This window comes from Azospirillum sp. NS33, from assembly GCF_059703765.1.
In genome coordinates, this window is the sequence record NZ_BAAKJB010000015.1 from 1 (window position 1) to 12,449 (window position 12,449).

The 12,449-nt window shown below is 79.3% G+C and carries 1 protein-coding gene; it reads right to left on the bottom strand.

Annotated features, from left to right (window positions below):
- Nucleotides 1-12,441, bottom strand: a 12,441-nt coding sequence (locus tag AC6H2I_RS14560) for an SDR family NAD(P)-dependent oxidoreductase (protein ID WP_497501379.1), incomplete at its 3' end; no start/stop codon positions are given.
- Nucleotides 12,442-12,449 lie beyond the last annotated feature (8 nt).

Consider the following 12,449-nt stretch of genomic DNA (forward strand, 5'->3'; position numbering starts at 1 on the left):
GGGCCAGGGCATCGGGGTGGCCGGCAGGGCCAGGTCCCCGCCCAGGTCGATCCGCGGGTTGGGGTCGCCGGCGTGGCGCGCCGGCAGCAGGGTGGCGTGGCGGAACTGCAGCACCGCCTTGGTCAGCGAGGCGATGCCGGCCGCCGATTCCAGGTGGCCGATGTTGGCCTTCAGGGTGCCCAGCACGCAGGGCCGGGTGCGCGCCGCGCCGCCCAGCGCCGCCGTCAGCCCGGCCACCTCGATGGGGTCGCCCAGGGCGGTGCCGGTGCCATGGGCCTCGACGCAGCCGACGCTCTCCGGCGCCACGCCGGCGCGCTCCAGGGCGCGGCGGATGGCGCGGGCCTGGGCGTGCGGGTTGGGCACGGTGTAGCCGCCGGTCTTGCCGCCGGCGGTCAGGGCGCTGCCGCGGATCACCGCGTCGATCCGGTCGCCGTCGCGCCGGGCCGCCGCCAGCGGCTTCAGCAGCACCGCCCCCACCCCCTCGCCGTCGACGAAGCCGTCGGCGCCGGCCCCGAAGGCGCGGCACTCCGCCCCCTGGGACACCATGCCGGCCTGGGACAGGTTCACCAGCTGGCGCGGGTGGACGATGACGTTGACGCCGCCGGCGATGGCGGCCCGGCAGTCGCCGCGGCGGAGCGCCTCGCAGGCCAGGTGCAGCGCGGTCAGCGAGGACGAGCAGGCGGTGTCCACCGTCAGGCTCGGCCCCGTCAGGTCGAGCTGGTAGGACACCCGGTTGGCGATCGACCAGAAGGACGAGGACGCCGCCCCGGCCGTGCCGCGCCCCCAGGCCTCCGCCGCCAGCCACTGGTAGGGGGCGTTCATGGCGCCGACGAACACGCCGACCGCCGCCCCGCCGCCACCGTCAGCGGCGTCGCCGTCGGGGCACAGCGCGCGCAGGCGGTCCGGCGTGTAGCCGGCGTCCTCCAGCACCGCCCAGGCGGTTTCCAGGAACAGCCGCTCCTGGGGGTCCATGGTCTCCGCCTCCATCGGGGCGATGCGGAAGAACAGGGGGTCGAAGCCGGCGACGTCCGACAGGAACCCGGCCCATTTGGTGTAGCTGCGGCCCTCGGCCCGGCCGGGCGCGAAGCTCGCCGCCACGTCCCAGCGCCCGGGCGGCACCTCCGCGATGGCCGAGCGGTTCTCCAGCAGCAGGCGCCAGAACGCGTCCAGCGTCTCGCCGCCGGGGTAGCGCCCGGCCATGCCGATGATGGCGATGGGGTCCCCGGCCGGCGGCGCCGGTGCGGGCGCCACCTCCCCCGGCGCCTCCCCCGGCGCCGCGGCAGGCGCGGGGGTGCGGGCGGGTGTGGAGGCGGGGGCGGGACCGATCAGCCCGGCCATCGCCGCGCGGTGCTCCGCCAGCAGGTGCCCGGCGAGGCGGCGCAGGGTGTTCCACTCGAACAGCAGGGTCGCCGACAGGGCGGGGGCGGCCTTGGCCAGCCGGTCGCGGATCTCCACCGCGGTGAGGGATTCCAGGCCGAACCGCTCGAACGTGTCGTCGAGGCGGAGGTCCGCGGCCTCGACCTTCAGCACCTCCACGAACAGGCCGCGCAGGTGCGCCACCAGCGGTGCCAGCAGCGGGTCATCGCCCGGCGCCGCCGGCGCCGGGGGGGTGGCGGCGGGGTCGGGCGTGGCGGCGGGGCCGGGCGGCGGCACCGCCACGTCCGGTGCGCCGGCCCGGCGGGCGGCCAGGACGCATTGCGGCACCGCGTCGCCGTCGGCCGGGCCGTGCGGCGGCAGCGGGACGAAGCCCGCCCCCTCCAGCGCGGCGCGCCAGCGCGCCGGGTCGGCCAGCGGCGCACCCGGCAGGCGGGCGTCGGCGAAGCGCCACCATCCCTCGGTCAGGCCGAACACGATGGTGCCGAAATCCTGGCGTGCCGTCACCTCGTTGACCACCAGGGTGCCGCCCGGCGCCAGCAGCCGGTGCAGGCCGCCCAGCGTGGCGGCGAGGTCGCGGGTGGCGTGCAGCGCATTGGTGGCCAGCACCGCGTCGGCCGCCCCCGGGACCAGCCCGTTCTCCTCCGGCGTGCGCTCCAGATCGTAGAGGCGCGTCTCCAGCGCCGGCCCGGCGCCGGCGAAGCGGGCCTCGCCCTGGCGCAGGAACACGGCGGAGACGTCGGTGTAGAGGTAACGCACCCGCGCCCCGAAGGGCGCCAGGGCGGCCAGCGCGGCGGCCGCGGCGCTGCCGGTGCCGGCACCGGCCTCCAGCACCGTGACCCGCTCCGCCCCGGCGTCCAGCCGCGCCGCGACGGCGGCGCGCAGCGCCGCGGCCGCCACCCGGTTGAAGTGGTCGGACAGGGGGTCACCGGCGTAGGCCGCCTCCACCAGCCCGGTGGCGCCGCCGGGGAACAGCACCGCCACCGGGTCGACGGCGCCGCGCAGCAACTCGGGGTAGCGGTCGAGGCAGGCCGCCAGCAGGCGCCGCGGACCGGCCAGCCAGGGGTGGGCGGCCTGGGCCGCCTCCAGCTCGATGCGGGACTCGGCCGCCCGGGCGGCGTGGCCCGACGCGGTGGCGGTCGCCCGCCACAGGCCGTCGCCGGAGTCGAGCAGGCCGTCGGCCGCCAACGCCTCGAGCAGCGCGGGGAACAGCCGGGCGTGGCGGTCGGCGACGCCGAGGCGGCGGCGCAGCCCCTCGGTGGTGAAGGCCCGGCCCACCGGCACCTCGGCCATGCCGGCCAGGGCCGCCGCCAGGCCGCGCCGTCCCCAGCGCTCCAGGGCGGCGAAGCCGTCGCGGGCGGCCCGCGCCCGGTCGTCGAGCCGGGCGGTGGCGAGCGCCGCCGCCACCGGATCGTCGTCCGCCGCGCCATCGAGCCCGAGCTCGGCCAGCACCCGCGGCGCCGCCCTGACCGCGGCGACGGCGACCCCGCCCAGACCGCCGACGGCCTCCAGGGCGGCCATGCCCTCGCCGGGGGCGATGGGGTGCACGCCCTCGCGGGCCAGACGCTCTTGGAAGCGGGCGGCGGACACCGCGCCCACCCCACCCCACAGGCCCCAATCCACCGTGATCACCGGGTAGGGGCGCAGGCGGCGCAGCCGCTCCCCCCAGGCGTCGAGCATGGCCGAGCCGGCCACGTAATTGGCCTGCCCGGCGCTGCCCGCCAGCACGTTGGCCGAGGAGAACAGCACCAGGGCGTCCAGCGGCAGCCCGCCCAGCACGCGGTCGACCGCCTGCATCACCCGGGCACGGGCGCGGAAGGCGGTGGCGAAGGTCGCCGCGTCGAGGCGCGCCAGGGCACGGTCGGCCAGCACCAGGGTCGACACCACCACGGCGTCGGGGGCGCCCCAGCGCGCGGTCACCGCGGCCACCGCCGCGGCCAGGGAGTCCGGGTCGGCGGCGTCGGCCCGCAGGTGCATGAGATGCCCGGGGTCGGCGGCGAGCGCCGCGGCCAGGGCCTCGTCGGGGGCGCGCCGCCCCACCAGGGCGACCCGGGCGCCCCGGGTCGCCACCAGGTGGTCGGCCAGCACCCGGCCGAGGCCGCCGGTGCCGCCCAGCACCAGGCAGACCGCGCCCTGGCGCAGCGGCAGGCGCCCGCCGGGCGGCGGCTCCACGCGGTGCAGCCCCTGCTCCAGCCAGCCGCCGCCGCGCCACGCCACCACCCGGCCGGTCGCCGGGGCGGCGGCCAGGACCGCGTCCAGCGCCGCGTCCGGTGCCATGTCGGGCGGCGCGGCCGTCCCGCCGCCGCGCGGCGGCAGGTCGACCAGCGCCACGGTGAGGCCGGGCAGCTCCCGCGCCGCCGACTTGGCGAGGCCGTGGAGGGCGGCGGGACGGGGGTCCACCGCCTCGCCCGGCAGCGCCCCCGTGGCGCCGCGCCCGGCGACCACCAGGGTGGCCGGGCGGGCCAGCGTCTTCAGGGTGTCCAGCAGGGCCAGGCACAGCCGCTCGGCGCTGCCCGCGGGGTCCGGGTCCTCGGCCAGCGGCGGCAGGGCGAGGGCGTCGAGCCAGCGCACCCGCGCGCCGCCGCCCGGCGCCGCGGCCACCGGGCGCCAGCACGGCCGAAGCAGGGACAGCGCCGCCGGTCCGTCGGTCGCCGGTCCATCGGTCGCCGGTCCATCGGTCGCCATCCCGGCGGCCGGCCCGTCGGCGGCCGGCCCAGCGGCGGCCGACAAAACGGCGGCGCCGCGCGCCGGCCGGGCCGACAGCCCGTCGAAGGCCAGCAGCACCGTGCCGGCCGCGTCGGTCACGGCCAGGGCGTAGGAGCCGCCGAGGTCGCGCGCCACCACGTGGCGGGCGGCGGCGAGGTCGCCGAACGCCGTCAGCGACCGCAGGGCGAAGGGCACCGCCAGGGTCGCCCCGTCGCCGGCCAGCCCGGAGAGCGCCTGGAAGGCGCCGTCCAGCACCGCCGGCGGCCAGTCCATCCCGGGCGCCGCCGCGGCGGCCACCACCGCCGGATCCAGGTCGGCGACGGCCACCCCGCCGCCGGCGCGCACCCGCAGCAGCGTCGACAGGCTCGGCCCGTAGGCCAGCCCGAGATCGGCGAAGCGACGGTAGAGGGCGTCGCGCTCCCACACCCGGCCGGCCGGGGCCAGCGACGGAAGGTCGAGCGCCTCCGGGGCCGGCGCCGGGCCGGCGACGACCCGCGCCTCGGCGGCCACGGTGCCGGCCCCGTCGGCGAGGCGGACGCGCACGGTGTCGCCGTCGCGGGTCAGCGTGGCGCGGACCGTCAGCCCGTCGGGGCCGGCCGCCAGCGGCGCCCGCCACACCACGTCGGCCAGGCCGCCCGGCGTGATCCCCACCGCGGCGGCGGCGGCCCGCGCCATCGCCAGCCCGGCCACGCCGGGCAGCAGCGCCCGGCCGCCGACCCCGTGGTCGGCCAGCCAGGGGTGGTCGGCGGCGAAGCGCTTGACGAACACGGCGCCGTCCAGCGACGGCTCCGCCGCATCCAGGAGCGGGTGCAGGGCCGGCCCGGCGGCCGGGCCGCCGGCCGCGGCCGGCGTGACCGGAAGCCAGTACCGCTTGCCGAGGAACGCCCGCGGCGGCAGCGCCACCCGCCGCCCCGCGGCGGCGGCCCAGGTCACGGCGTCGCCGGCGGCCCAACGCCGCCCCGCCGTCTCCAGGTCGGCGACCGGCTCGGGCGCCGCCGCGCCGAAGCCCGGCACCGTCTCCCCGGTCCACAGGCGCGGCACCGTCTCCAGCCCTTGGGCGACCGCGGCAAGCGCCGCCGCCGCCTCGGCCCGGTCGGCGACGACCAGGGCGAGCCGCGCCTCGAGAGCCTCGCGGCCATGGCGCAGGGTGAAGGCGACGTCGGCCAGGGCCGGCGCGTCCGCGGCCATCAGGGCGGCGGCCAGGGCCGCGGCGTCGGCCGCGCGCTGGGCGGGCGTGCGCGCCGACAGGACCAGCAGATGGGGGCCGTCCGCCGCCGCCTCCGCGGCCGCGGCCGGCGGCGCCTCCTCCAGCACCACGTGGGCGTTGCTGCCGCCGGCCCCGAACGCGCTGACGCAGCCCAGCCGCGGCCCCCCGGCCGGGCGCGGCCAGGGGGCCGCGGCGGTCTGCAGGACGAAGGGACTGGCGGCGAAGTCGATGGCCGGGTTGGGCGGGCCGACGGTCGGCATCGGCGCCAGCCGGCCGTGGCGCATCTGCAGCAGCACCTTGACGACGCCGGCCAGCCCGGCCGCCGCCTCGAGATGGCCGATCGCCGCCTTGACGGAGCCGAGCGGGATCGAGGCGCGGGGCACCACGTCGCCGAACGCGCGGGACAGCCCGTCGACCTCCACCGGATCGCCCAGCGCGGTGCCGGTGCCGTGCGCCTCGACGCAGCCGATGGCGGCGGGGTCGACGCCGGCGCGCTCCAGGGCGGCGGCGATCACCGCCCCCTGCTGGGCCGGGTTCGGCACGGTGTAGCCGTTGGTCCGGCCGCCATGGTTGACGGCGGTGGCGCGGATCACCCCGCGCACCGGGTCGCCGTCGGCCAGCGCCCGGTGCAGCGGCTTCAGCACCAGGGCCACCACCCCCTCGCCCGGCACGTAGCCGTCGCCGCCGGCGCCGAAGCTGCGGCAGCGCCCGTCGGAGGCGGCGAAGCGCCCGTGCGCGAGGCCGAGGTGGCGCGAGGGGTGGAGGATCAGGTTGACGCCGCCGGCCACCGCGACCTCGCACTCGCCGTCCGCCAGGCTGCGGCAGGCGAGGTGCAGGGCGGTCAGCGACGAGGAGCAGGCGCTGTCCACCGCCACGCTGGGGCCGTGCAGGTCGAGGTGGTAGGAGACGCGGTTGGCCACCGACCAGTAGGGGGCGGCGCCGTAGACCGGGTTGCCCTTGGCGTGCTCCTCGACCGAGAAGAGCTGGTAGTCGCCGTACATGACGCCGACGAAGACGCCGCCGGCGCGGCGCTCCCCCGCCAGGGAGGCGCGGGTGTGGCCGGCGTCCTCCATGGCCTGCCACGCCGTCTCCAGGAACAGCCGGGCCTGGGGGTCCATCAGCGCGGCGTCGCCCGGCGCGATGCCGAAGAACAGCGGGTCGAAGCGGTCGACCTGGGACAGGAAGCCGCCCCACTTGGCGTAGGACTTCCCGGGAACGCCCTTGTCCGGGTGGTACCAGCGGCCGTGGTCCCAGCGCGCCGCGGGAATCTCGGTGACGGCGTCGCGCCCCTGGCGCAGCAGGTCCCAGAACGCGTCGATCCCGTCGGCCCCGGGGAACCGCCCGGCCATGCCGATCACGGCGACATCGGCGGGGCGGGAGGGCGCGGCGGCGGCGTCCACCCGCACCGGTTCGACGGCGGGTGGGGCGGCGGGCGGGGCAGTGGGCGGGGCGGCGGGGGGCGGGGCGGCGGGGGGCGGGGCGGCCGTCGCGGCGATGTGGCGGGCCAGCGCGGCCAGGGTCTGGTGCTCGAACAGCAGGGTCTTGGAGAGGCGGCCGAAGTCGCGCTCCAGGGCGGTGTTGAGGGTGGTCACCAGCAGGGAGTCGATGCCGTACTGCTCGAACGGCCGCTCATCCTCGATGCGGTCCTCGGGCACGCCGGTGGCCTCCGACAGGTGGCGGCGCAGCCGCGCCCGCACCGCCGGCTCGGCGCCCGGGCCGGCGGGCGCCGCGTTTGGCACGAGCGGCTGCGCCGCGTTTGGCACGAGCGGCTGCGCCGCGGCCGGCGCGAGGGGCGGCGTGGCCCCCGGCCCGGCCAGCACGGCGCCGACCCGGGCGGCGTCGCCGGCCAGCACCAGGAGCTGCCGCCCCTCGGCGGCCAGCACCCGGTCGAAGGCGGCCAGCGCCGCCGGGGTGTCGAGCCAGCGCATGCCGGTCGCCGCGGCCAGGGCCTCCTCGCCCTCCCCCGCCGCCAGGCCGCCGTCGCGCCAGAACGACCAGTCCAGGCTGAGGCTGCGGCCCGGGCCGGCGCGGGTCGCCAGGGCGGCGTCGAGGAAGCGGTTGGCGGCGGCGTAGTCGCCCTGGCCGACGTTGCCGAGCACCCCGGCCAGGGACGCGAAGGCACAGAACAGGCGCAGCGGGTCGTCCCGCGTCGCCGCGTCGAGGGCCAGCGTGCCGGCGATCTTGGGCGCCAGCACGGCGTCGAGGTCGGCGGCGCTCTTGCGCGCCAGGAAGCCGTCGCGGGTCACCCCGGCGGCGTGGACCACCGCGTCGATCGGCCCGAAACGCTGCCGCGCCGCGGCGAGCGCCGCCGCCAGCGCCGGCCCGTCGGCCACGTCCACCGCCCAGTAGCCGGCGTCGCCGCCGAGCGCCCGCAGCCCGTCGAGGAACGCCCGTCCCGGCTGGTCGAGGGCGGCGCGGCCCAGCAGCACCAGCCGGGCCCGCCGGGTCGCCGCGAGGTGGCGGGCCACCAGCCGGCCGATCCCGCCGAGACCGCCGGTCACCACCCACACCGCACCGTCGGGGATGGGGGTGGCGGTGCCGGACGGCTCGGCCGGCTCGAGCGCCGGAGCGGAGCGGGCGCCGTCGGCGGCGCGCCGCACCGCCGTCGCCACCCGGCCCCCGGGGCCACGCCGCCGCGCCGCGAGATCGGCCAGTTCCGCCAGCAGGACGGCGTCGTCGGGGCTGTCCGCCGCCAGCGCCCGCAGGGCGGCGTGCGGCGCCTCCAGCGCCAGGGTCTCGGCCAGCCCGGCCACCGCCTCCGCCCCGGCGTCGCCGGGCCGGTGCACCATCAGCAGGTCGAGCGCCGCCGCGCCGCCGCCGGCGAGGCCGGCCGCCACCAGGGCGAAGGCGCGGCGCACCGGATCGGCCGCGCCGCCGCCCGGCCCGTCCAGCCCGAGCAGGTCGAGCACGGCGCGCGGCCGCCGCGGCAGCAGGCCCCACAGGGCGCCGATGCCACCGGCGGGATCGACGGTGTAGAGCCCGGCCGCCAGCCGCACCGTGGCGGCGCCGGGCAGCGCCAGCGCGACGCCCGCCGCGTCCCCGCCCAGGCGCTGCCAGCGGCCGGCGTCGCGGTCGAGGACGAGCAGCGGCCCGGGCGCCGCCGCCGGGACCGCCGCCGGGACCGCCGCCGGGACCACCGCCGGGACCACCGCCGGCAGGGGGCGCCACACCGGCGCGAAGAACAGCGTCTCCGCCCCGCCGATGCGGCCGTCGGCCTTCAGCCGCACCGACAGGCCGGACAGCGTGGCCAGCGCGGCCCCGGCGGCGGTGGCGAGGGTGACGTCGAGCACCACCGTGCCGCCGCCGCGGTCCGGACGGCGGGCCACATGGGCCAGCGCCGGGCCGGTCAGAGGCGCGAAGAAGCGGGCGGACTCCAGGGCCACCGGAACCACCGTGCCCTCGGGCAGGCCGGAAGGCCCCAGCATCAGGCCGATGGCGGCCTGGACGGCGCCGTCCAGCAGCCCGGCCTCCCCCGCCGGGTCGAGGCGGGCCAGCACCTCGGTGCCGTCGGTCGCCAGCCCGGCGATCGGCCGGAACCCGTCGCCATAGTCGAAGCCCAGCCGGCGGAACGCGGCGTAGACCGCGGCCCCGTCCAGGGCATGGGGCAGGCGCGCGCCGAGCCCCGCCGGGTCCAGCGGCGCCGGGGCCGGCCCGGCGGCGGCGATCCGGCCGGCGGCGTGGCGGGTGCCGTCGTCGGCCGCCACCGTGAAGCCGTCCCCGGCCAACGCCACCGTGGCACGCCGGCCGGGGGCCGCGAACAGCGGTGCCGTCCAGGTCACCCCCTCCAGGGCGACGGCGGTGCCGGCGGCCGCGGCGGCGTCCCGCACCGCGAGCAGCCCGGCGGCGGCGGGCAGCAGCGCCCACCCGGCGAAGCGGTGGCCGGCGAGGTGCGGCGCGTCGGGCGACAGGTCGATCGCGGCCGGCCGTCCCGCCAGCGCGGCCAGCGCCGCCGGCTGGCGCCAGAAGCGGTCGCGGGCGAAGGGATAGGTGGGCAGGCCGATGCGCCGGCCGCGCCCGCCCGGCAGCGCCGCCCAGTCGCCATCGGCCCCGGCGAGGTAGAGCCGCGCGATGCCCAGCAGCCCGTCGCGCCCGGCGACCGGGCCCCCCAGGGCGTCGGCCAGCGCGGCGTCGACCTCGGGCGGCGCCGGCAGGCGGACGGTGCCCACCAGGGCGTCGTCCGGCGCCGCCCCGGCCGCCAGCCCGCGCAGGGTGGCGCCGAAGTGGCCGGGGTCGCGGAACAGGATGGCGCTGCGCCGCTCGAAATGGCCGCGCCCGGTGTTGAGGGTGAAGGCGAGGTCGGCGGCGTTCACCCCGGCGTTGGCCTCCAGCCACGCCGCGAGATCGGCCCAGCGCCGGCGCAGCGCGTCGCCGGTGCGCGCCGCCACCAGGGCCAGGCGCCACGGCACGGTGCCGTCCAGCGAGGCGGCGGGCGGCGGGGCGGCGGGGCCGGCCGGCGCCTCCTCGACCACGACGTGGGCGTTCGTGCCGGAGAAGCCGAAGGAGCTGACGGCGGCGCGCCGCGGCGCCCCCGGCACCCGCGGCCACGGCTCCAGCCGGGTCGCCGGGACGAAGGGGCCGGCGGCGAAGTCGATGCGCGGGTTGGGGGTGGCGAGGTGGAGCGAGGGCGCGATGGCCCCGTGCTCCAGCATCAGCAGCACCTTGATGAGGCCGGCCACGCCGGCGGTGGTCAGGGTGTGGCCGATGTTGGTCTTGACCGAGCCCAGCCGGCACGTCCCCACGGCGCCGCCGTGGGCGCGGAAGGCGGCGGTCAGCGCCCCGACCTCGATCGGGTCGCCCAGCGCCGTGCCGGTGCCATGGGCCTCGACGTAGGAGAGCGTGGCGGGGTCGATGCCGGCGCGCGCCCACACCCGGGTCAGCAGCGCCGTCTGCGACGGCCCGTTGGGGGCGGTGATGCCGCTGGACTTGCCGTCCTGGTTGACGCCGCTGCCGCGGATCACCCCGTAGACGCGGTCGCCGTCGGCCAGCGCCTCGTCGAGGCGTTTCAGCACGACGATCCCCACCCCCTCGGCCGGGACGAAGCCGTCGGCCGCGGCGTCGAAGGCGCGGCAGCGCCCGGTCGGCGAGGCCATGCCGCTGTCGGACAGGAACAGCGGCAGGGTGGGGTCGATCAGCAGCACCGAGACGCCGCCGGCCAGCGCCAGGTCGCAGTCGCCGTCGGCCAGGGCCCGGCAGGCCAGGTGCACCGCCACCAGGGACGACGAGCACGCGGTGTCCACCGGCAGGCTCGGACCCTTGAGGTTCAGCAGGTAGGACAGCCGTCCCGACAGGATGGCGTTGGAGTTGCCCAGCGACGACAGCGCCGTGCCGTCCAGCGGCGCGTAGGTGTCGGCGGCGACGCCGACGTAGACGCCGCAGGACCGGCCGGACAGGGCGCGCGGCCCATAGCCGGCGTCCTCCAGGGCGTGCCACGCCTCCTCCAGCAGCAGGCGCTGCTGCGGGCTGGCGACCTCGGCCTCCTTGAACGAGAGATGGAAGAACCCGGCGTCGAAGCGGTCGTGCTCGTCGACGAAGCCGCCCCACCGGGCGTAAAGGCGGCCCGGCGTCTTCCCGGCGGCGTGGAGCGGCCGGTAGTCCCAGCGCTCCACCGGGATCTCGGTGATGCTGTCGACCCCCTCGGCGAGGTTGCGCCAGAACGCCGCGGCGTCCCGCGCCCCCGGCATCCGGCAGGCCAGGCCGACCACGGCGATGGCGGACTCCGGCCGCGGCGCCGCGGCCGGTGGCGGCGACCACGGAGCAGGCTCCGGGGCTAGCTCCGGAGATGGCTCCGGAGATGGCTCCGGCGTCGGCACCCGCTGGGCCGGCGCGACCGGCGGGCGCGCTCCCACCCGCCGCGCCAGGGCTCGGATGGTGGCGTGATCGAACACGTCGGTGGCGGCGAGGTCGCTGCCCAGCGCCCGGTTCACCGCGGCCACCAGCTGGGGCGCGACGATGCTGTCGACCCCCAGCTCGGCGAAGGGCGTGTCGGCCCCCAGCTCGGCCGGCTCCAGCCCCAGGAGCGGTGCCAGCTCCCCGGCGATGGCCGCCCACAGGGCGCCCTCGCCCGCCGCCGTCTCCGGACCGGCCGTCACCGGCTCCGCCGCCGCCACCGCCACCGGGGTCGGGGCCGGGGCCGGAACGGCCGCCGGAATGGCCCCGCCCGGGGCACCGGCCGCGGCCACGAACAGGCACTGGAAGGATCCTTCGGCGGCGCCGTCCCAGCCGTAGGCGGCGACCTCGGCGAACCCGGCGCCGGCCAGGAGCGTGCGCCACCCCCCGGCCGACAGCAGCGGAGCATGGGGCAGCCGGCGCTCGGCGTCCTCGAACAGCCACCAGCCGTCGAGCAGGCCGAAGGTCAGGGTCGCGAAGGCACCGGTGCGCACGATCTCCGTCAGCAGCAGCAGCCCGCCCAGTTTCAGCAGCGTGTGCAGCCGCCGCACCGGCCCGTCGACCCGGCGGGTGGCGTGGATCACGTTGGTGGCCACCACGACGTCGTAGCCGGCGGGTGCGAAGCCCTGGCCCTCCGGGTCGCGCTCGATGTCCAGGGTGCGGAAGCGGACATGGTCGCGGCCGCGGCCGTGCACCCGCCGCCCGTGCTGGACGAAGCCCTGGGAGATGTCGGTGTAGTCGTAGTCGACGACCCGGCCGGCCGCATCCAGCGCCGCCAGCACCCCGGCCGCGGTGCCGCCGGTGCCCGCCCCCACCTCCAGCACCCGCAGGCGGTCCCGCCGCTGCGCCGCTTCGACCACCGCGGCGGCGGTCATGGCGGTGAAGCGGTCGGACCAGACGTTGCCACGGTAGATCGGCTCCACCCGCTCCATGCTGCCGCCGGGGAACAGCACGTCGGTGGCGGCCACGGTGCCGGCCAGGATTTCCGGCAGGCGGGCGGTGCAGGCGTCGAGCAGGGCGAGGTGGGGGGCGAGCCCCGGCAGGGCCGCCAGCACCCGCTCCCGCTCCGCCGCCGCCGCGCCGGCCGGCGCCGGCCGCCCGACCGTGGCGAGGATGGCGCGGAGCGCCACGCCCAGCCGCGCGTGCCGGGGCAGCGCCGCCGCCAGCGCGGTGTCGTCGACGGCCGCGGCCAGGCGCAGGGCGGCGTAGCGTTCCAGGGCGCCATAGGGATCGGCCGGGGTGAAGGAGGCGTCGTCGCGGAGCGTCATCGGTGTCC